This window comes from Neisseria sp. P0019.S003 (assembly GCF_051957115.1).
Classification (GTDB): Bacteria; Pseudomonadota; Gammaproteobacteria; order Burkholderiales; family Neisseriaceae; genus Neisseria; species Neisseria flavescens_D.
On sequence record NZ_JBQCWT010000003.1, the window covers coordinates 373,831 to 396,098 of the forward strand.

Below are 22,268 nucleotides of genomic sequence, written 5' to 3' on the forward strand. Positions count from 1 at the left end.
TGCGACTATCGCCAAAGGCATCAACTTCGGCGGTACGACCGGCAGCAACAACTACGCATTGGGCGACACCATCAACGTTAAAGGCGACAGCAACATCATCAGCGAAACCGTAGCCGGTGGTGCACAGCTGAAACTGGCCGATGTGTTGAATGTCGGTCAAGCGGCTCCGGTGAAAATCGATGGCGACAAAGGCGAAGTCAGCGGCTTGAGCAATACGACTTTGGGCGGCAGCGACTTTGCCAAAGGCAAACGTGCGGCGACTGAAGAGCAGCTGAATGCAGCCCAAGATCAGTTGGTAAATGTATTGGGTGGCAATGCGGCCAATAATGGCGGCAACATCAGCATGACCGATATTGGCGGTACTGGTGAGAACAACATCCACGATGCGATCAAAGCCGTTAATGCAACTGCCAATCTGCCTTTGACTTTCGGCGGCGACAGTGGCAAAGATGTTGAACGCAAACCGGGTACGAAGCTGAATATTGTTGGCGGTCAAACCGATGCAGCCAAACTTTCAGACGGCAATATCGGCGTTGTAGCGAATGGCTCTGATAAGTTGGAAGTCAAATTGGCTAAAGACTTGGCAGTTGACAGCGTGAAAGCCGGCGATACCACAGTCAATACTGACGGCGTGAAAGTTGGTGATGTCAACCTGACTAAAGCCGGCTTGAACAACGGCGGCAACAAGATTACCAATGTTGCGGCCGGTACTGATGACACTGATGCGGTGAATGTTGCTCAGTTGAACAAAGCTGCGGCTGCGGCTAAGACTGAAGTCGTTCAAGGCGATAATATTGTTGTTACTCAGGATGTTGGCGCCAATGGCCAAACCATTTACAAAGTGGCTACCGATAAAAACCTGAAAGTCGACAGCGTTACCGCAGGCGATACCGTGATGAATAATGACGGTGTGAAAGTCGGTGATGATGTTGCATTGAACAAAGACGGCTTGAAAGCAGGCGATGTGAACCTGACCAAAGCTGGCTTGAACAATGGCGGCAATAAGATTACCAACGTTGCGGCTGGTACGGATGACACCGATGCAGTCAATGTTTCTCAACTGAAACAAGCTGCCGCTGCATCTAAGACTGAAGTCGTTCAAGGTAAGAATATCGTTGTTACTCAGAAAACAGGCGACAAGGGTCAAACTGTTTACGAGGTGGCAACCGATAAAGACTTGGATGTTGACAGCGTGAAAGCAGGCGATACCGCAGTGAATACTGACGGTGTCAAAGTTGGTGACGATGTTGCATTGAACAAAGATGGCTTGAAAGCAGGCAAGGTAAACCTGACTAAAGACGGCTTGGACAATGCGGGCAACAAAGTAACCAATGTAGCGGATGGCGACATCAATACCAACAGCAAAGATGCCGTCAACGGCAGCCAGTTGTACGCAACCAACCAAAACGTAGCCAACAATGCTGCGACTATCGCCAAAGGCATTAACTTCGGCGGTACGACCGGCAGCAACAACTACGCGTTGGGCGATACCATCAACGTTAAAGGCGACAGCAACATCATCAGCGAAACCGTAGCCGGTGGCGCTCAACTGAAGTTGGCTGACGAGATTAGCGTGAAGACAGTGAATGCCGATACATTCAAAGCAGGCGATACTGTGATGAATAACGACGGCGTGAAAGTCGGCGATAAAGTTGCGTTGAACAAAGACGGTCTGACCGCAGGCAATACCGTGGTCAACAACGATGGCGTAACCATCGCTGCGCCGACTGAAAACAATCCGAACAACCAAGTCAAACTGTCTCCTGTCGGTCTGAACAACGGCGGCCAACGCATTACCAACGTGGCTCCGGGTAAAGACGGTACAGACGCGGCAAACGTGAACCAGTTGATTGGTTTGGGTACCGAGTTGCAGAACAACATCAACCAAGTAGGTAAGAAAGCCTACGCGGGTGTGGCCGGCGCGATTGCCCAAGGCTCGATTCCGCAAGTAACCCGTCCGGGTGCGACCGGTATCGGCGTCGGCAGCGGCTACTACGGTGGTCAGTCTGCCATGGCCATCGGCGTGTCTGCGATGAGCGATGGCGGCAACTGGATTGTCAAAGGCAACTTCTCGGCCAATACCGACGGTCATGTCGGTGTCGGTGCCGGTGCGCTGTATCAGTGGTAAGTTGGCAATGACAGGCAACTAGATTTGCTGCCTGAATAGGGAGGCCGTCTGAAATTTTAGGTTTCAGACGGCCTTTTTTTCTGAAAACACTTGAATTTAGGCTATCTGAAACGATATGCTTCATCTATTTACCGCATGACTCTGAAAGAGAACAAATGAGCAAAACCATCCATTATTTGAAAGACTACGCCGCGCCAGCGTACCGTATTCTGAAAACCGACCTGCATTTCGATATTTTAGAACCGCAAACCATCGTCAAATCCAGTCTGACCGTTCAACCTGAAAGAGCAGGGGAGCCATTGGTATTGGATGGATCAGCAAAACTGCTGTCTGTGAAAGTAAACGGTCAGGCCGTAGATTATGTGTTGGAAGACGAAAAATTGACGATTGCAGGCGTGCCGTCTGAAAACTTCACGCTGGAAGTAGAAACCGAAATTTTGCCGGCTGAGAACAAATCTCTGATGGGTCTGTATGCTTCCGGCGGCAACCTGTTTACCCAATGCGAACCGGAAGGTTTCCGCAAAATTACCTTCTACATCGACCGTCCGGATGTCATGTCTAAATTTACCACCACGATCGTTGCAGACAAAAAACGCTATCCGGTGTTGCTGTCTAACGGCAATAAAATCGATGGCGGCGAGTTTTCAGACGGCCGTCATTGGGTGAAATGGGAAGACCCGTTTGCCAAACCGAGCTATCTTTTTGCTTTGGTGGCAGGCGATTTGGCGGTAACGGAAGATTATTTTACGACCATGAGCGGCCGTAAGGTCAAAATCGAGTTCTACACCACTGAGATAGACAAACCTAAAGTCGGTTTTGCCGTAGAATCGTTGAAAAATGCGATGAAATGGGACGAGACACGCTTCGGTTTGGAATACGACTTGGATATTTTCATGGTCGTTGCCGTGGGCGATTTCAATATGGGCGCGATGGAAAATAAAGGTTTGAATATTTTCAATACCAAGTTTGTGCTGGCCAACAGCCGTACCGCGACCGATACCGATTTTGAAGGCATCGAATCTGTTGTCGGACACGAATATTTCCACAACTGGACAGGCAACCGCGTGACCTGCCGAGATTGGTTCCAATTGTCGCTGAAAGAAGGTTTGACCGTTTTCCGCGATCAAGAGTTTTCCGGCGACCGGGCCAGCCGTGTGGTACGCCGTATCGACAATGTCCGCATGCTGCGCTTGTTCCAATTCCCAGAAGATGCAGGCCCGACTGCGCATCCTGTCCGCCCGGCCAGCTATGAAGAAATGAACAACTTCTACACCATGACCGTCTATGAAAAAGGTGCGGAAGTAGTGCGCATGTATCACACCTTGCTCGGAGAAGAGGGCTTCCAAAAAGGCATGAAGTTGTATTTCCAACGCCACGACGGTCAGGCAGTAACCTGCGATGATTTCCGTGCCGCAATGGCAGACGCAAACGGCATCAATCTTGATCAGTTTGCTTTGTGGTACAGCCAAGCCGGTACGCCGGTTCTAGATGCTCAAGGCCGTCTGAAAGATGGTGCATTTGAATTGACCATCAAACAAACCATTCCGGCAACGCCCGATATGGCGGACAAACAGCCGATGATGATTCCGGTCAAAACCGGTTTACTGAATGAAAAAGGCGAAGCGGTTGAGTTTGAATATCAAGGCAAACGTGTGAAAGAGGCGGTTTTGGTATTGACTGAAGCTGAGCAGACTTTTGTGTTGGGCGGCGTCAATGAGCCGGTTATCCCGTCTCTGCTGCGTGATTTCTCTGCACCGGTTACCCTGAACTATCCATACAGCGAGCAAGAATTGGCCACTTTACTGGCGGCAGATGAAAATGAGTTTGCCCGCTGGGAGGTTGCTCAAACCTTGTACCATCGTGCCATTAACGCCAACCGTCAGGCATTGGCGGAAGGCCGTCCTTTGCCTGAACACAAAGCCTTGATGGATGCTTTAGCTTTGGTGGTTTCCGGTAATTTCGACCCGGCATTCCGCGCCATTTTGCTGCAAATGCCGTCTGAAACCGATGTATGGGCGGAAGAAGAAAATATTGACCCAATTCAAGTTCATCAGGCGCGTGAAGCCTTACTCAATGCCGTTGCTGTCAAGTTCCTGCCTCAATGGCGCGAGCTGAACCGTCAAGCTACCGAGCAAGAAAACCAAGCCGATGCCGCTGTTCGTTATGAATACAGTCCGGAACTGGCCGGCTGGCGTACTTTGCGTAATGCTTGCAGGGCATTTATCCTTCGTGCTGACGCTGCGCATATCGAACACGTTGCGGAGAATTACGCAGCAATGGCGCAAAACATGACCCACGAATGGGGTATCTTATCCGCAATCAACAGCAATGAAAGCGAAATCCGCGATCGTTTGTTGACGCAATTTGCTGATAAGTTTGCCGATGATGCTTTGGTAATGGACAAATACTTTGCCCTGATTGCCTCAAGTCGCCGCAAAGATACTTTACAGCAAGTTCAGACGGCCTTGAGTCATCCTAAGTTCAGTATTGAAAATCCAAATAAAGCCCGTTCTTTATTGATGAGCTTCAGCCGCAATATTCCGCACTTCCATGCAGAAGACGGCAGCGGCTACCGCTTTGTAGCCGATAAAGTGATGGAGATCGACCGCTTTAACCCGCAGGTTGCCGCCCGACTGGTGCAGGCTTTCAACATCTGCAACAAATTGGAAGCCAACCGCAAAGCCGTCATGATCAAAGAATTACAACGCATTAATGCACAAGAAGGTTTGTCCAAAGATGTGGGCGAGATTGTCGGTAAGATTCTGAATGAAAAATAAAGCTTGTCTGTTGAACTTATTGTCATTTGGCAATAAGGATAGATAGACTAAAGGCCGTCTGAAACCGATTGGTTTCAGACGGCCTTTCGTATGTCAACGCTTAAATCAATTTTCGTTGAGGGTAGGGAATATGAATAAAAAAAGAGCCTGCATAAAACAGGCTCTTTTCATACTAATCCGAAGATTAGAATTTGTGACGCAGGCCAACCAAACCAGAGATGGTTTCAACTTTGTGAGGGCCAGACTCAGCACCACGCAACCAGCCGGCAGAAACCAGAGCAGTAGTGCGTTTAGAGAAGTCGTAGTCAGCACCAACGATAACTTGGTCGTATTGAGTGCCTTTCAGTTTTTTGCCGGCAGCTTTAGCTTTGAAGCCGTGAGCGTAAGAAACGCGAGGAGTTACGTTACCAGCGCGGTAAGCGGCAGTAGCAGCAACTTCGATAGTTTTAACACCTTCACCATCCAAGGTAGCATCAGTACCGAATACTGCGTTGGAAGCGTTAGTGCCAGCAGTGCGCATAGCATCAGTTACAACACCGTTAGATTGGGCTTGAGCGTAATCACCCAAAGTTTCCCAGTTTTTAGCGTATTGACCGGCTACAGATACAAACAGATTGTTAGCATCGTAACCAGCTACCAAACGTTGTACGTTACCATCTTTAGTGCCTACAGAATTTTTACGGAAACCACCAGCGTATTGACCGAAGAAACCAGAGTTTTCGTAGTTCAGGCCAGCGTAGTAAGTGTCTTGGGCAGCGTCGTTATGAGTGTGTTTGTCAGAAGGGTTAGCGTTGTCGCGAGGAGTGTATTGTACGCTTGCGCTGAAGCCTGAGAATACAGGGCTGTCGTAACGGACAGATACTGCACGTTTACTGTCGTCAACACGAGTGAATACAGACAGGTTCAAAGCACCGTTGCTGCTTTCCCATTGGTCGACATTGTCGCTGGTGTTTTTAACAGTAGAGTCCAAGTTACCGGCACGTACTTTACCGAAGCCGCCTTCCAAACCGATAAAAGATTCGCGATTAGCCCACTCTTTATTGCCACCGGCGATAGAAGTTTTTTGTTCAACTTGCCAGATAGCATTCAGGTTGTTACCCAAGTGTTCGTGGCCTTTGAAGCCGATGCGTGAACCAAAGTCAGCGATTTCAGTAGCAGTTTTAGAGCTTTTCTCTTTACCCAGTGCAGCAGCGGTTTTTTCACCCAATTTTACTTTAGATACTTCAACACCGGCTTTTACTTGACCGTACAGAGTTACGTCAGCCATAGCTGCAACAGGCAGAGCCGCCAGAGTCAGGGCAATCAGAGATTTTTTCATTGCTGTTTTCCTTTTTTAAGTGTGAAGAAGCGAGCATTCGTTCTTCTTATTACGATATCGTTCTGTTTCAACGATTCCATGACCATAATATAAAGGTTATGGTTTAAGAAGACAAATTTTCCTCTTGTTTTAGGCGTATTTTATTGGGAAACGTTGTTTTTTACAGACAGAGTAAGTATGGGAAACGTTGTTTTTTACAGACAGAGTAAGTATGGGAAATGGTTGTTTATTTCGTAATATGTTTTTCTAAAAGGAAATTTTAGGAGAACCATAAAAGACGGCTTATTGAGGTTGGAGTTTAAATGTTGTTTATATTGTTTTCAGACGGCCTTGTTGAGTGAGATTTATAGTGTATTGGGTTTTAAAATTATAAAAAACCTGCCTGAGTGATCAGGCAGGTTTTATTTTTTTGACAGACAGATTAGTTTTTGTCTTGGTCAACCAGTTTGTTTTTAGCGATCCAAGGCATCATAGAACGCAGTTGTGCACCAACTTTTTCAATTTGGTGGTCGGCGTTCAGACGGCGACGGGCAGTCATGCTGGCGTAGTTGGTCGCGCCTTCTTGGATGAACATTTTGGCATATTCACCGCTTTGAATGCGGTACAGTGCTTTTTTCATCGCTGCTTTGGTTGCAGGAGTCACTACTTCAGGGCCAGTAACGTATTCACCGTATTCGGCATTGTTGGAAATGGAGTAGTTCATGTTGGCAATACCGCCTTCGTACATCAGGTCAACGATCAGTTTCAGCTCGTGCAGACATTCGAAGTAGGCCATTTCCGGAGCGTAACCGGCTTCAACCAAAGTTTCAAAGCCGCATTTCACCAATTCAACTGCGCCACCGCACAATACGGCTTGTTCGCCGAACAGGTCGGTTTCGGTTTCTTCGCGGAAGTTGGTTTCGATTACGCCGCCTTTAGTGCCGCCGTTGGCTGCTGCGTAAGACAGGGCGATGTCTTTGGCTTTGCCGCTTTTATCTTGGTAAACGGCGATCAGGGAAGGTACGCCGCCGCCTTTCAGGAATTCGCTGCGTACGGTGTGGCCTGGGCCTTTAGGGGCGATCATGATAACGTCGAGGTCGGCGCGAGGTACGATTTGGTTGTAGTGTACGTTGAAGCCGTGGGCAAACGCCAATACTGCGCCTTCTTTCAAGTTTGGCTCGATTTCGTTTTTGTATACGATAGGTTGGTTTTCGTCAGGCAACAGAATCATTACAACGTCGGCTGCTTTGGTTGCTTCAGCAACGGTGCGTACGTCGTGGCCGGCTGCTTCGGCTTTTTTCCAAGAGCCGCCTTGGCGCAGACCGATTACGACATTTACGCCGGAATCTTTCAGGTTTGCTGCGTGTGCGTGACCTTGTGAACCGTAGCCGATGATGGCAACGGTTTTGCCTTTGATCAGAGAAAGGTCAGCGTCTTTATCGTAATAAACTTGCATTTTATTTCCTTAGTGTAAGAGGGTTCCGGATAATCCGGGTTGAGTTAAGAGTAATAGGGGTTAAGCGGGGACTTGGTTCATCAAGACAATTTCCAATGCTTCGGTTTTTCCTTCGATGGATTTGACGAAGTTTTGGAAATGTTCGCTGGCATTGTGTTCGTCAATAGCTGCTTGGGATTTCCAGCTTTCTACGAATACGAAACGGTTGGGTTTGCCGATTTCTTGGTGCAGGTCGTAGCTGATGTTGCCTTCTTCTGCACGGCTGGCTTTGACCAATTCTTTAAATTGGGCAGCCAGAGCCTCGGTGTATTCGGGTTTGACGGTAACTAATGCAACGATTTGGATGCTTGACATGTTTGTCTCCTACTGTTTTTCAGATGGCCTTTGTAGAAAGTAAAAGGCCGTCTGAACGATACAGCGTTAAATTTTCAAAATACGTTCGCCACGGCCGATACCGGCTGCGCCTGTGCGTACGGTTTCCAAAATTTGAGCGCGACCGACTGTTTCGAGGAAAGAGTCGAGTTTTTCGGTGGAACCTGTTATTTCGATGGTGTAGCTGCGGTCTGTTACGTCAATGACGCTGCCTCGGTAGATTTCGGTTAATCGCAGGAATTCATCGCGATCTTTGCCTACGGCGCGGACTTTTACCAACATCAGCTCGCGTTCGACAAAACGGCTTTCGTTCAAATCGACCACTTTGATAACTTCAATCAGTTTGTTGAGTTGTTTGGTGATTTGCTCGATGACGTGCTCATCGCCGTGGGTAACAATGGTCATGCGAGACAAGGTTTTGTCTTCGGTTGGTGCTACGGCCAGGGAGTCGATGTTGTAATCGCGTGCGGAGAACAAACCTACCACACGGCTCATCGCACCTGATTCGTTTTCCATCAGAATAGATAAGATATGTCGCATTTCTTTCTCCTTACGCTTTTGCAATATCGCGCATATGCGGCGGTAGAACCATTTCATCCAAACCTTTGCCGTTGCCGACCATAGGCAGTACGTTTTGTTTCTTGTCTGTCAAAAAGTCGAGGAATACCAAACGGTCTTTTTGGTTTAATGCTTCCAATAGGGCGCCTTCGACGTCGGATTTTTTGTCCACACGGATGCCGATATGGCCGTAGGCTTCAGCCAGTTTGACAAAATCAGGCAATGAATCGAAATAGGTTTCTGATTCACGGTTACCGTAATAAAGTTCTTGCCATTGGCGAACCATGCCGAGGTAGCCGTTGTTCAGGGTAACGACGTTAACCGGAACGCGGTATTGGAAGCAGGTCGACAGCTCTTGGATGTTCATCTGAATCGAACCTTCGCCGGTGATACAGAATACATCTTGATCAGGAGCAGCCAGTTTCGCACCGATGGCATATGGCAAGCCGACGCCCATTGTGCCTAAACCGCCGGAATTGAGCCATTGGCGAGGACGCTCGAATGGGTAATATTGGGCGGTAAACATTTGGTGTTGACCGACGTCGGAGGTAATGATGGCAGAATTATTGGTGATTTCGGCCAGTTTTTGAATGACGTATTGCGGTTTGATGATTTCGCTTTCATTATCAAACCACAGGCAGTTGCGCGAACGCCATTCTTCAATGCTTTTCCACCATTTATCCAATGAGTCGACTGCAGGTGCAGATTCTTGCTTGCCCCACAATTGAATCATTTCGGACAATACGTTTTTCACGTCGCCTACAATCGGGATATCCACTTTGACGCGTTTGGCAATGCTGGACGGGTCAACGTCGATATGAATAATTTTTTTGGCTTTTTCAAAGAATTTGTACGGTACGGAAATCACGCGGTCATCGAAGCGCGCACCGATTGCCAGTACAACGTCTGCATTCTGCATGGCGAGGTTGGCTTCGTAAGTGCCGTGCATACCCAGCATACCCAAGAATTGGCGGTCGCTGGAAGGATATGCACCCAAGCCCATCAATGTGCCGGTACAAGGAGCGCCGATCATGCGGACAAATTTGGTCATTTCCTCAGAGGCATTGCCCAAAACCACGCCGCCGCCGAAGTAAACAATAGGGCGTTTGGCGGAAGCCAGCATTTGTACGGCTTTTTTGATTTGACCGATGTGGCCTTGTACAACCGGTTGGTAAGAGCGGATGAAGATGTCTTCTTGCGGATAGCTGAACTTAGCCATTGCTTGGGTGACATCTTTAGGAACATCGACAACAACTGGACCCGGACGGCCGCTTGCGGCAATTTGGAAAGCTTTTTTGATGGTGTCTGCCAACTCAGCGATATTGGTTACCAAGAAATTGTGTTTGACACAAGGGCGGGTGATGCCGACTGTATCCACTTCTTGGAATGCGTCTGTCCCGATAAGGGAGTTGCCCACCTGGCCGCTGATGACTACTAACGGAATAGAGTCACTGTAAGCAGTGGCGATGCCGGTCAGCGCATTGGTCGCGCCTGGGCCGGAAGTCACCAAGGCAACGCCGACTTTGCCGCTGACACGGGCATAGGCATCTGCCGCGTGTACGGCTGCCTGCTCGTGGCGAACCAGGATGTGCTTGAATTTATTGAGTTGGAAAAGGGCATCGTAGATTTCGATAACCGCGCCGCCCGGATAGCCGAATACATACTCGACACCTTCGGCTTTGAGACTTTGCACGATGATTTGTGCGCCAGATAATTGCATATTGACCTCTTTTATATGGTTTCAAACCAATAGGAACAATCCGCCTCACCACAGCACCTGTAATGCAATTCCACCAAGCAGCGATTTAGGGTACGCGCACTGAGGGAATACGATGACAGTCAGACTATCCAAGCAATTGGAAAGAAACACAGAGTTTGTGAAAAAGAGTAGAAACGATAACGCAATCCGACTGTACAAGCAAGACAAAATCTTTCATCTTTTAACGTTTAAGGAGTGAAAATAGATTATCGTTTGATTTTAAAGAAATAAAAAAACAGTTTTATTGAGCTTGATGTGGGTGGATTGTTGACAGTTTGAGTAAGGAGAAGGTTTTTGCAAATAAAGAATAGCAAAAAACCTCTTGATCGAATCAAGAGGTTTTTTTAATTTGGTGCCCAGGGTCGGACTCGAACCGACACACCTTGCGGCGGGGGATTTTGAGTCCCCTGCGTCTACCAATTTCGCCACCTGGGCTAGCGAAGAAGTCGTCATTATAGCGAGTTCTCGAATCTTGTAAAGCAGTAATTGAAAAAAAATTGGATTATTTTTATATTTGTTTGATTTTTAATGAATTAAACTTTTTGCGTTTGAAGGCTATCTAAATGGAAGGCAGATTTTTAAAACAAAAAAAGCAGTATTTATCTGCAAAAAGGGCTACATTTAATGTGTCAAACGCGTTAATATGAAGATGTTTTGTTTTTATATTGGCCGGGCGGTTGTTTGGCCTCACTTATTTGAAACGGTTTTGGAGAAAATTTATGCTTTCTGTCACACGAACTTTCTTACTCAGTGCTTTTGCGTTGGCTGCTCTGGCTGCTTGTCAGCCTAAAGAGGAGGCCAAAGAGGCTTCTTCGACATCTGCCGCTTCTGCTGCGCCTGCTGCTTCCGGTGAGTCTGTGCCCAAAGTGCAAGCGCGCGGTACCGATATGCGCAAAGAAGATATTGGCGGCGATTTCACATTGACCGATGGCGACGGCAAACCTTTCAGCCTGAGCGATTTGAAAGGCAAAGTGGTTATCCTGTCTTTCGGTTATACTCACTGTCCTGACGTGTGCCCGACCGAGTTGCTGACTTACAGCGACACTTTAAAACAATTGGGCGACCAGGCTAAAGACGTGAAAGTGGTATTCGTCAGCATCGACCCTGAGCGCGATACGCCTGAAGTAATCGGTAAATACGCCAAACAGTTCAACCCCGATTTTATCGGCCTGACGGCCACCGGCGATCAAAGCCTGCCTGTCATCAAACAGCAATACCGTGTGGTATCGGCTAAAGTCAACCAAAAAGAAGACAGTGAAAACTATTTGGTCGACCACTCTTCAGGTGCATATTTGATTGATAAAAACGGCGAAGTGGCGATTTTCTCGCCTTATGGCAGCGAGCCTGAAACGATTGCAGCCGATGTGAAAACTTTATTGTAAAACCGTAGTTGAGGCCGTCTGAAATGGGTTGTGGATTTCAGACGGCCTTCTTGCTTTTGATACGGCAAAGGAAAAGAAAAAAATGACCGACACACTTTTAACGATTGCTTTATCCAAGGGGCGAATTTTTGAGGAAACCCTGCCGCTGTTGGCCGCCGCCGGTATTGTGCCTGCGGAAGAGCCGGAAAAATCGCGCAAGCTGATTATTGGCACGAATCATGACAATATCCGTTTGGTAATTGTACGTGCAACCGATGTGCCGACTTATGTGCAATATGGTGCGGCGGATTTCGGTATTGCCGGTAAGGACGTGCTGATCGAGCATGGCGGAGATGGCCTGTATCAACCTTTGGATTTGCACATCGCCTCATGCCGCATGATGGTTGCGGTTAAAAAAGGTTTTGATTACGCCGCTGCGTCCAAACCTGGCAGCCGCTTGCGGATTGCCACCAAATATCCCGACATCGCCGCCGAACATTTTGCCGACAAGGGTGTGCATGTGGACATCATCAAACTGTACGGCTCGATGGAGCTTGCGCCTTTGGTCGGTTTGAGCGACGCAATTGTCGATTTGGTTTCCAGCGGCAATACATTGAAGGCCAATGGTTTGGAAGCTGTGGAACATGTGGCTGATATTTCCAGCCGCTTGGTGGTCAATAAAGCGGCGTTGAAAACCAAATATGAGCTGTTGAATCCGATTATTCAGGCATTTGAAAATGTCGCTAAGGCCGTCTGAAAATTTTGGATAGACATTGAAAACCTGTTTGCCAACCCAGTTTGAAAGCCCCGTCATGATGCAAAGCAAGCCGACACTTGATACGATTCTTTCCCATCGCTCCATCCGTAGGTTTACTTCCGAGCCGATTGCCGATGAAATCCTCGATACGCTGGTGCGTGCGGGGCAGCAGGCTTCGACTTCCAACAACCTGCAATGCGTTTCCATCATCCGCGTATCCGACCTTGCGCTGAGGCAGGGAATACATGAAGCGGCTGGAAGCGCACCTTATATTGTCCATTGTGCGGAATTTTTATTGTTTTGCATCGATTTTTCCAAACACAAAGCAATGTTTCCCGATGCGCAAATTGATTGGGCGGAAGTCACCCTGATTGGCGCGGTCGATGCAGGCATTATGGCGCAAAACGTATTGCTTGCCGCCGAATCGCTTGGGCTGGGCGGCGTGTATATTGGCGCATTGCGCAATAATGCGCAAAAAGTGTCGGACGTATTGAACCTGCCGGATTATTGCGTGCCTTTGGTGGGGCTCTGCCTCGGTTATCCCGACCAAGACCCGCCGTTCAAACCGCGCCTGCCGAAGGAAATGGTGTACGCCGAAAACGCCTGTCCGAGCCTGAATGCCGATGCCGTTGAAGCCTATAATCAGGCAGTAGCGGATTATTATGAGTTACGCAAGGGCAGGCCGATACCTTGGAAAGAATCGCTGGCCAAAACCTTGGGCAATCCTGTGCGGCCGCATATGTTGGTGTTTTTGCAGAAAAAAGGTTTTTTGAAAAGATAATGTTCAGACGGCCTGTGTGTGGCTGAGGCCGTCTGAAAACAATAGGAATAAAACAAAGAAGAGAGCAAACCATGAAGAAACTCGACACCCAATCCCCTGATTTTCAAGCCGAACTCAAAGCGTTACTCGCTTTTGAAACCGCGCAAAACCCTGAAATCGACCGTATTGTTGCCGACATCTGCGCCGATGTTCAAAAACGTGGCGATGCGGCGCTGATTGAATACACCAACCGCTTTGACGGTACATCCGCTCAAACCATCGACGATTTAATCCTGACGCAAGACGATTTGCAGTCTGCGTTTGAGCGTTTGCCCGAAAACATTCAGATAGCCTTGAAAACGGCCGCGAGACGGGTGGAAAGCTACCATAAACACCAAAAAATGGAGTCGTGGACTTACGAAGACGAAGACGGCACACTTTTGGGTCAACAGATTACGCCGCTTGACCGCGTCGGCATTTACGTCCCCGGCGGCAAAGCCGCTTATCCGAGTTCCGTCATTATGAATGCTATGCCCGCCCATGTCGCAGGCGTGAAAGAAATCATCATGGTTGTTCCCACTCCGAAAGGCGAGCGCAACGATATCGTGTTGGCGGCTGCTTTTGTGGCCGGTGTAACCAAAGTGTTTACGGTCGGCGGCGCGCAGGCAGTTGCGGCTTTGGCTTATGGTACGGAATCGGTGCCTCAAGTCGATAAGATTACCGGTCCGGGCAATGCTTTTGTCGCTGCGGCCAAACGTCGCGTGTTCGGCGTGGTCGGCATTGATATGGTGGCAGGGCCGTCTGAAATTTTGGTGATTGCCGATGGCACGACGCCTGCCGATTGGGTGGCCATGGATTTGTTCAGTCAGGCGGAACACGATGAAATTGCACAAGCGATTTTGATCGGTACTTCCCAAGCATATTTGGACGAAGTTCAGACGGCCATGAACCGCTTGATCGAAACCATGCCGCGCCGTGCGATTATTGAAGCTTCATTGGGCAACCGCGGTGCAATGATTTTGGCTAAAGATTTGGACGAAGCCTGTGAAATCGCCAACTATATTTCTCCCGAACACTTGGAACTGTCGGTCGAAAATCCGCAAGAGTGGGCGAAAAAAATCCGCCATGCCGGTGCGATTTTCATGGGACGCTATACCAGTGAAAGCCTTGGCGACTATTGCGCTGGCCCCAACCACGTTTTGCCGACCAGCCGCACGGCGCGTTTCTCTTCTCCTTTGGGAACATATGATTTCCAAAAACGCTCCAGTCTGATTCAGGTTTCAGAACAAGGCGCGCAGAAGTTGGGTAAAACCGCCAGCGTGTTGGCGCATGGCGAAAGCTTGACCGCGCACGCCAGAGCGGCTGAGTTCCGTTTGAAAGACTGAGTGAAACGTTGGTTAAAGTCGTAAGAAATCAAAAAAAGGGCATCTAAACAGATGCCCTTTTTATTGTGATGAAGATTTTAGCTGAGAAGGTATCAGGCCGTCTGAAAACAGGTTTAACGGTTTTTCAGCCAGTCATTACGCATTTGTGCGGCTTCTTCAAAATAGCGGTAAAGCTCGGTTTTGTTGCCTTCTGAAAGGAGTTGTTCTAATTTGGATAATTGTTCTTTCAAGTCGCCGGTCAGTTTGAGCAGGGCAGGGCGGTTGGCCAGGCAGATGTCTGTCCAGACGGCAGGGTGGCTGGAGGCAATGCGGGTAAAGTCGCGAAAGCCGGTGGCGGCATAGGGGAGGTAGTCTTTGCCATGCGGATGGTCGACCAAAGCGTGGACATAGGCAAAGGCGGCCAAGTGCGGCAAGTGGGAAACGGCGGCAAAAATATTGTCGTGTTCTTCGGCGTTCATGGTAGAGATTTGCGAACCAACTGCCTGCCACAGGCTTTTCAGCCGTCTCAGGCCATCTGAAGCCTCTTGGCCGTGTAGCGTAATAATCAGGCGGCTGTTTTGAAACAAACCGCAACGCGCGGATTTTGCCCCGCTTTGATCCGAGCCGGCAATCGGGTGGGCGGCAAAACATTGCGGCAGGCGGTCGGATAAGTGAGTGCGGAAGGCATTGAGTGCCGATTGTTTAGTGCTGCCGACATCGGAAACGCAGGCGGTGTCTTTTAAGAAGGGCTTGATGTCGCGGCATACGTCAGGCAGGACGGAGACTGGAGTGGCAATCAAAACCAAATCGGCATTGCCGATGCTTTCGGTGCAAATATTCGGATAGGCATGGTCGATGATGCCGCATTCGAGTGCGTAATTGAGGTTGTCGGCATTGGTGTCGATGCCGGTAACGGTTTGCACCAGTCCCAAGCGTTTGAGGTCGAGCATGAACGAACCGCCGATTAAACCGACGCCGATAAGGGTAATGTGGGAAAAAAAGGCGGAAGTGTTCATGGTTTGAATCCGGCTTAAGTGGAAAAACTTATTTTAATCCGTTATGGAGGCCGTCTGAAAGTTGTCATCAAGGTTTCAGACGGCCTTTTTTATGGTCGAATTTTCATGATTTAGGCATAGAAAACTCCGTTTAGTAGGAGCATGTAACCGATTATCAGATTTTCATACACTAAAATAATCATCTGAATTAGTATAACGTCTTAAAGTAAGTAATTGGTATCTTAAAATAAATTATTACATCATATTTTATTTTGATTGATATCGAATAAAATAACTCACTCAGAAAGAAGGAATTTATGAGTTTTTCACAAACCGAATTAGTTAACGCAATGCGTTTGCTTTCTACCCGTCTGCCGCAGTTTCCAGAGCAGCAAAACCAAGTATCCCGCATGTTGCGCATCGTAACCGAACGTTTGAGCAGCCATTTGAACGAAAACCTGAAAGCGTTCGGCATCAATGAAAACCTGTGGTTTTCCCTGATGGCGGTTTACGTCAGCCCAAACAGCGAAATCCTGCCTTCGCGCTTGAGCGATCTGATGGACTTGACGCGCACCAGTGCAACACGCCTGTCGGACGATATGGTTGAGCGCGGCTGGGTAGAGCGTTATATCAATCAGAAAGACCGTCGTCAGATTGTGCTAAAATTGACCCCTTCAGGTGAGACCTTCATCCACGAAGTATGGCCGCAAATTGCCCGTCAGAGCGGCCAGGCGTGGGAAGATTTCACGAAAGAGGATTATGATACGCTGCAACACCTGTTAGGTAAACTGTTGAACCGTTTGGGTAATTAACAACAGACGGCCTGAAGGTCTGCGGCAGGCACACATAAACGGAGTCTGTATGAAATTAGGTTTGGTCAAATCAAGCGTATGCGTTGCCGCTGTTTCGCTGTTGGCGGCATGTGCGCCGTTCGGCAAACAGTCGCCTTTGGATGAGACAACAGCCTATCCGCTGCCGCAAGGCCAATCTGCCGCTACTGCCCAAGACGGCTGGTGGATGAAGCTGAAAGATAAAAAATTAAACAATTTGATTGCTTCCGCCATTCAGATGTCTACCAATCTGCGTGTCGTCAAGGCAAGGTTTGAGCAGGCTCAGGCGCAGCTGGGCGTTGTAGGAGCCGCAAACAAACCGCAAGTCGGCTTGGGTGTAACCGGTATTGGTACCTATGTTTCACCTAAACCTCAAGCCGGTACGGTCGATACCGACCATACATTGGTTTTGGCGCACGCAGCCTTACAAGGCAGTTTGGTTTTCGACTTTTGGGGTAAAAACCGAGAGCAAATTCAAGCTGTTTTAGGAAAAAGTAGGGCTGCGGTATATGAAGCGCAGCATGTCCGCACCGAGCTGGCTCATGCTGTTGCTGCCCAATATTTTGCGTGGCAGATGGCGACAGAACAACTGGCGCTGCTGGATACGCGCATAGAGCTGGCGGATAAAGCATTGAAACTGATGCAACAACGCGTTAAAGCGCAGCTGGCTCCTGCCGATGCCTTGCATGCTCTGGAAATGGCGCAACAACAATTGCAGCTTGAAAAATCAGCATGGACTCAGAAAAATGAGAAAATCCGCAACAGTCTGGCTGTATTGACCGGCCGAGTGCCGGGTGCATTGAATGGACAGGTTCCGGAAAAAATGGCAGCTGTGCCGTCATTGCCGGTTAGCCGTATTGAAGCGGACTTGCTGGCGGCTCGCCCCGATATTGCGGCGCAAAAAGCCTTGCTTGAAGAGAAATGGCATATCGTCAAATCGACTGAAGCAGAGTTTTATCCGAATATCGAGTTGAAAGTTTTGGCAGGTATGACGCACATTGATGCGTTCAATCTGATTCGCGGACGGACATCCGGTATGTTGGGCATCGTTCCGGCTTTGAATCTGCCATTGTTCACCTCCGGCGCGCTGCAATCCAAATTGGCGGGCAAACGTGCCCAGTATAACGAGCAGGTTGCCGTGTATGACCAAACTGTTTTGAATGCCATGCGTTCGGCGGCAGACGCTGTAGTCGACTATCAAAGCCTGAAAAGCCGACAAGATACTTGGAATAAGATGGTCAATATCGCCGATAAATCTGTGCAAAATGCGAAAGGACGTGTTCGTGCTGGCTTGGATAACGGCTTGACCGCCTTGCAAAAACAAGACGAGGCTGCGCGTACAAAAATGTCGGCGGTTCAATACCATGCAGAATATCTGACAGCTTGGAGTAACCTCAATGCCCAGTTGGGCGGAGGCTTTAAATTGAATAAGAAATAAACGTTTTATTAAAACGTAGGCCGTCTGTAAGTAATTTCAGACGGCCTTTTGCTTACTTTATTTACATTTGCTACCGGAAGAAATTATTGTAATGAATAGAGTGTAACTATAGAATATGACCCTTTAGCGCGTTAAACACGCGTATTGGGGACTGATGATATAAGTCAGCTGCCCGACAAGACAATAATATCGTTATCACATGTGCAGAATTAAAGTTAGGACTTATGGATACTCAATCAGAAAAAAATAATGTCCAAAAAGAAACGGAAGTAGCCGCTTCCGGCGTTAAAACGCATCGCAAACGCAATTTGGTTATCGTTACACTTCTATTCCTTATTACAGCGGCCGGATTCGCTTTGGCGTATTTCCTGTTTTGGCAGCATGAAGAAGAAACGGAAGATGCTTATGTGGCCGGTCATTTGGTGATGATCACGCCGCAGGTAAACGGCACGGTGCGCAAAGTCATGTATGACGATACGGATGTCGTGAAAAAAGGCGATGTGTTGGTGGCTTTGGACGACAGCGATTTTCAGCTGGCATACGATCGCGCGCAAAATGAATTGATTCAGGCCATCCGTCAAAACAAACAGCAAACTGCGGTCAATTCAAAAGCTAAAGCGCAAGTGTTGTTGCGCAAAGCCGATTTGGCCCGTGCGCAAGCCGATTTGCGCCGCCGCGAATCTTTAGCGGGTACGGAAGCGGTTTCCGGTGAAGAACTCAGCCATGCCCGCGCCGCTGTGGTTCAGGCTCAGGCTGCATTGAAAGCGGTTGAGGCAGAAGAAGTTTCTGCTCAGGCAGCGTTGGGCAGTAATATTCCTCTGCGCCAACAACCGGCAGTTCAGACGGCCATCAGCCACATTAAAGACGCTTGGCTGAATCTGCAACGTACGCAAATCCGTTCTCCGATCAGCGGCCAAATTGCCAAACGAAATGTCCAAGTCGGCCAACGTATCGTGCAAGGTACGCCGATGATGGCTGTTGTGCCTCTATCTGAATTATGGGTGGATGCCAACTTTAAAGAATCGCAACTGCGCAAAATGAAAATCGGCCAGCCTGTTGAAATGACAGCCGATTTGTACGGCAGCAAAGTGGTTTACCATGGCAAGGTAATGGGCTTGTCGGCCGGTACGGGCAGTGCGTTCTCATTACTGCCAGCACAAAACGCAACGGGCAACTGGATTAAAGTTGTGCAACGTGTACCGGTGCGTATCAGTTTGGATGCCAAAGAATTGCAACAAAATCCGCTCCGTGTCGGTTTGTCGATGACTGTTAAAGTCGATATTGCCGAGAAGGGCAGCGGTAAAGCCATGACTGCCGAAGCGGAACGGAATACTGCCTTGCCGGAAACGGAAAGTGTGGATTGGAAAGCCGCCGATGCTTTAGTCGATAAAATCTTCGAGCAATACGCAAAATAATCTTTTCAGACGGCCTGAGTCTTTTATTGAAGGCTCAGGCCGTCTGAAATATTGATTCTCTTCAATCGACCGCTTTGGCGGTTGTCTTATAGTTTATAAATATGAATTATCCGCCGTTACAAGGGTTTAAGCTGGTGTTGGCAACTTTGGCGCTCAGCTTGGCCGTATTTATGGAAGTCTTGGATAGCACCATCGCCAACGTCGCCGTGCCTGTTATTGCAGGGGATTTAGGCGCGGCTACCACGCAGGGGACTTGGGTGATTACCTCATTTGCCGTAGCCAATGCCATTTCCGTTCCCTTGACAGGTTTTTTGGCCAAGCGGTTTGGCGAGGTCAAAATCTTTATCGCCGCTGTGATCGGGTTTGTCGTAACGTCATGGCTGTGCGGTATGGCACATAATCTTCAAGCCTTGGTTTTTTTCCGTGTATTGCAAGGTTTCATTGCCGGGCCATTGATTCCCTTGTCCCAAAGCCTGTTGATGGCTTCCTATCCGCCTGAAAAACGAACATTAGCACTGGCATTATGGGCAATGACCGTCGTTGTTGCTCCTGTATTGGGGCCGATTTTGGGCGGTTGGATCTCGGACAACTGGCATTGGGGATGGATTTTCTTTATCAATATCCCGATCGGGATTTTGTCTGCAACTATTGCTTGGAAGCAGCTTCGACACAGGGAAACTGAAATCGTCAGGGCGCCAATCGATTATGTCGGGCTGGTGTTGATGATTGTCGGTGTCGGTGCATTGCAAATGATGCTTGATAGAGGTAAGGAATTGGACTGGTTTGCCTCGGGAGAGATTATCGTTTTGGGTGTTACCGCTTTGGTGTTCCTAACATATTTTATTGTTTGGGAGCTGGGCGAGAAATACCCGATTGTCGATTTGTCATTGTTTAAAAATAGAAACTTCACGATAGGCGTTGTTGCCACATCGTTGGGCTTTATGGTCTATATGGGCACATTGACTCTGCTGCCTTTAGTGTTGCAATCAAATCTCGGCTATACCGCTACTTGGGCAGGTTTGGCTGCTGCGCCGGTGGGTTTTTTGCCGATTATTCTGTCGCCGATTATCGGTAAGTTTGGTAATCGCGTCGATATGCGCCTGTTTGTCAGCGCCAGCTTCTTGGTGTTTGCCTACACATTCCATTGGCGAACCGATTTCTATGCCGGCATGGATATGAGCAACGTCGTTTGGCCGCAGTTTTGGCAGGGTTTAGGCGTAGCCATGTTCTTCCTGCCTTTGACCAGTATCACGCTGTCGCATATGAAAGGCAACCAAATTGCCTCAGCCAGTAGCCTGTCTAACTTCTTGCGTGTCTTTATGGGCGGTGTAGGAGTGTCCGTTGTCAGCACTATGTGGGAACGGCGCGAAGCTCTGCACCATACTCAACTGACCGAACATATTAATTCATTGTCCTCAATCAGCAACCAATCTATTCAAGGCATGATGGCCAATGGCCTGAGCAAAGAACAAGCCCTGGCTGCGATAAATAGTACCATTTCCCAACAAGGCTTTATTATTGGTTCAAATGAAATCTTCTTGGCAGGCAGCATCATATTTATCAGCATGATTCCCATTATTTGGCTGGCAAGACCTCCGTTTAGCGGTTCCGGCGGGGGAGGGCATTAGATAAAAGGCCGTCTGAATTTCAGACGGCCTTTTATCTATATATTATTTAAGACTCAATAGCAGATCCCTAAATGCATTTGGATCTTTAATAAACGTCATTTCTCCTGATTGAGGGAAATGGAAATCAAGCAGGCGCGATACCCAGAAACGAATACATCCGGCTCTTTGTGCAGTAGGGAAATATGCACGTTCTTCATCAGATAATGGACGTACACTTTCATAGCCATGGAGAAAAGCATCATAAAGGACAGGGTCTAAATTGTTATCAGCTGTTCGCGCCCAATCGTTAACCGCAATTGCCAGGTCGTACATGAAATTACCGTTGCACGCATAATAGAAATCGATAAAACCGGAAACTTCATCTCCGTTAAGCAATACATTATCCTTAAATAAATCGGCATGGATAATACCGGAAGGTAAGTGCTCTCCTAGATTTTTATCTAAAGCAGTAATTTCAGATTGAAGCAGTTTGGCATCTTCGCTATCTAAAACCGGGAGCAACTGGGTGCAGGCATCATGCCACCAGCCATCATAACGGGGATTTTTCATTTTTAAAGGAAAATCTTGGCCGGCTAAATGCATTTTGGCCAACATCGCACCAGTGTGGAAACATTGTGCCTCAGTCGGCCAGCCGGTATCGGAGCCATTCAAACAGGTTACCAAGCAAGCAGGTTTTCCAGCTAAAATAGAATGCAGTCCACCATCTTTACGAGCAATCGGAGCAGCGCAAGCAACCCCATTCAGACTTAAATGCTGGTTTAGTTCTAGAAAGAAAGGCAGTTCTTCTGATTTCAAAACCTCAAAAACAGTCAAGACATAACGACCGGTTGAAGTTGTCAAAAAATAATTACTATTAGTAATTCCTTGAGCAATCCCCTGCAAAGAAACAAAATCTCCTAAATCATATTGCAGAAGGAAGTCACGCATTTGAGCGTCGGAAACACTTGTATAGACAGACATAGCAAACTCGAGGCTGATATAAAGGATCAAAGAAACATCATACCAAAAAACAAGCGGCAACAATATAAATTAAAGCGAAGGTCAAATTCAAAAGGCCGTCTGAAATAGCATTTCAGACGGCCTTTGTTTTGTATTTTTTGTATATTTGGAGAGTGTAGAAAGGTTGTTGGAGTTTTTTATAAAATAAAAACCCTGTTAAAACAGGGTGGTGGTTAAATTTCTGGAAATAATTTTGCGAAAGGTGTTGACTGGTTTTGTTGGTAGGCGTATAGTTCGGTTCTTCGCCGCTGACGCGGTGAAGAAAACGAAGCAGATAGTATAACACAGTTAGTTAAAATTTTCGATAATTTTAGTTGACATTTGCTAAATGTACTGTATAATTCGATTCGCTCTTTAAAAAAACAGATTACCGA

General features: G+C 48.0%; 17 protein-coding genes and 1 tRNA gene. 10 read left to right on the top strand and 8 right to left on the bottom strand.

All coding sequences use genetic code 11. The annotated features are described in order from the left end of the window. Positions 1-2,128 (top strand): YadA family autotransporter adhesin (locus ACTHTS_RS07200; RefSeq protein WP_440369637.1); only part of this gene is annotated, 2,128 nt, incomplete at its 5' end. Positions 2,129-2,283: 155 nt separating this feature from the next. Continuing rightward, positions 2,284-4,905, top strand: coding sequence for an aminopeptidase N (pepN, locus tag ACTHTS_RS07205; protein WP_440369638.1), 2,622 nt, complete (start codon positions 2,284-2,286; stop codon positions 4,903-4,905). A 184-nt stretch (positions 4,906-5,089) separates the two neighbouring features. On the opposite strand, the gene porB is transcribed toward pepN, so the two are convergent. The 6 genes from porB to ACTHTS_RS07235 form a co-directional block, all read right to left on the bottom strand. Then, positions 5,090-6,223 carry a trimeric porin PorB gene (gene porB / locus ACTHTS_RS07210; RefSeq protein ID WP_440369639.1) on the bottom strand — a complete coding sequence of 378 codons (1,134 nt, stop codon included), beginning with the start codon at positions 6,221-6,223 and terminating at the stop codon, positions 5,090-5,092. A 421-nt stretch (positions 6,224-6,644) separates the two neighbouring features. Then, on the bottom strand, positions 6,645-7,658 hold the full coding sequence (gene ilvC, locus ACTHTS_RS07215; RefSeq protein WP_070646594.1) for a ketol-acid reductoisomerase: 1,014 nt from the start codon (positions 7,656-7,658) through the stop codon (positions 6,645-6,647). 60 nt (positions 7,659-7,718) lie between these two features. After that, the gene (locus ACTHTS_RS07220; RefSeq protein WP_070583491.1) at positions 7,719-8,012 is read right to left on the bottom strand and encodes a putative quinol monooxygenase; all 294 of its coding nucleotides are present in this window, start codon (positions 8,010-8,012) and stop codon (positions 7,719-7,721) included. A 66-nt stretch (positions 8,013-8,078) separates the two neighbouring features. Next, on the bottom strand, positions 8,079-8,570 hold the full coding sequence (gene ilvN / locus ACTHTS_RS07225; RefSeq protein WP_003685820.1) for an acetolactate synthase small subunit: 492 nt from the start codon (positions 8,568-8,570) through the stop codon (positions 8,079-8,081). Between the two features lie 10 nt (positions 8,571-8,580). Next, positions 8,581-10,308: a biosynthetic-type acetolactate synthase large subunit gene (ilvB, locus tag ACTHTS_RS07230; protein ID WP_440369640.1), complete on the bottom strand. Its 1,728-nt coding sequence runs from the start codon at positions 10,306-10,308 to the stop codon at positions 8,581-8,583. A gap of 389 nt (positions 10,309-10,697) precedes the next feature. After that, positions 10,698-10,782: transfer RNA gene (locus ACTHTS_RS07235), tRNA-Leu, on the bottom strand. 284 nt (positions 10,783-11,066) lie between these two features. Between ACTHTS_RS07235 and ACTHTS_RS07240 the strand changes: the two genes are divergently transcribed. From ACTHTS_RS07240 to hisD, 4 genes are all read left to right on the top strand, one after another. Further along, the gene (locus ACTHTS_RS07240) at positions 11,067-11,729 is read left to right on the top strand and encodes an SCO family protein (protein WP_440369641.1); all 663 of its coding nucleotides are present in this window, start codon (positions 11,067-11,069) and stop codon (positions 11,727-11,729) included. 82 nt (positions 11,730-11,811) lie between these two features. After that, on the top strand, positions 11,812-12,465 hold the full coding sequence (gene hisG, locus ACTHTS_RS07245) for an ATP phosphoribosyltransferase (RefSeq protein ID WP_440369642.1): 654 nt from the start codon (positions 11,812-11,814) through the stop codon (positions 12,463-12,465). A gap of 55 nt (positions 12,466-12,520) precedes the next feature. Further along, the gene (gene nfsA, locus ACTHTS_RS07250; RefSeq protein ID WP_440369656.1) at positions 12,521-13,246 is read left to right on the top strand and encodes an oxygen-insensitive NADPH nitroreductase; all 726 of its coding nucleotides are present in this window, start codon (positions 12,521-12,523) and stop codon (positions 13,244-13,246) included. 71 nt (positions 13,247-13,317) lie between these two features. After that, positions 13,318-14,610, top strand: coding sequence for a histidinol dehydrogenase (hisD, locus tag ACTHTS_RS07255; RefSeq protein ID WP_440369643.1), 1,293 nt, complete (start codon positions 13,318-13,320; stop codon positions 14,608-14,610). A 113-nt stretch (positions 14,611-14,723) separates the two neighbouring features. Here hisD and ACTHTS_RS07260 read toward each other — a convergent pair whose 3' ends face one another. Then, positions 14,724-15,605: a prephenate dehydrogenase gene (locus ACTHTS_RS07260; protein ID WP_440369644.1), complete on the bottom strand. Its 882-nt coding sequence runs from the start codon at positions 15,603-15,605 to the stop codon at positions 14,724-14,726. Between the two features lie 296 nt (positions 15,606-15,901). Here ACTHTS_RS07260 and ACTHTS_RS07265 point away from each other — a divergent pair, with 296 nt between their 5' ends. The 4 genes from ACTHTS_RS07265 (at position 15,902) to ACTHTS_RS07280 (ending at position 20,895) form a co-directional block, all read left to right on the top strand. Continuing rightward, positions 15,902-16,396: a MarR family transcriptional regulator gene (locus ACTHTS_RS07265; protein WP_004521040.1), complete on the top strand. Its 495-nt coding sequence runs from the start codon at positions 15,902-15,904 to the stop codon at positions 16,394-16,396. 49 nt (positions 16,397-16,445) lie between these two features. Next, the gene (locus ACTHTS_RS07270; RefSeq protein WP_440369645.1) at positions 16,446-17,852 is read left to right on the top strand and encodes an efflux transporter outer membrane subunit; all 1,407 of its coding nucleotides are present in this window, start codon (positions 16,446-16,448) and stop codon (positions 17,850-17,852) included. 224 nt (positions 17,853-18,076) lie between these two features. Beyond that, on the top strand, positions 18,077-19,267 hold the full coding sequence (locus ACTHTS_RS07275; RefSeq protein WP_440369646.1) for an HlyD family secretion protein: 1,191 nt from the start codon (positions 18,077-18,079) through the stop codon (positions 19,265-19,267). 101 nt (positions 19,268-19,368) lie between these two features. Continuing rightward, positions 19,369-20,895: a DHA2 family efflux MFS transporter permease subunit gene (locus ACTHTS_RS07280; RefSeq protein ID WP_440369647.1), complete on the top strand. Its 1,527-nt coding sequence runs from the start codon at positions 19,369-19,371 to the stop codon at positions 20,893-20,895. A 42-nt stretch (positions 20,896-20,937) separates the two neighbouring features. On the opposite strand, the gene thrB is transcribed toward ACTHTS_RS07280, so the two are convergent. Continuing rightward, entirely contained in the window at positions 20,938-21,855 is a 918-nt protein-coding gene (gene thrB, locus ACTHTS_RS07285) for a homoserine kinase (RefSeq protein ID WP_440369648.1), read from the bottom strand. Positions 21,856-22,268: the final 413 nt, after the last annotated feature.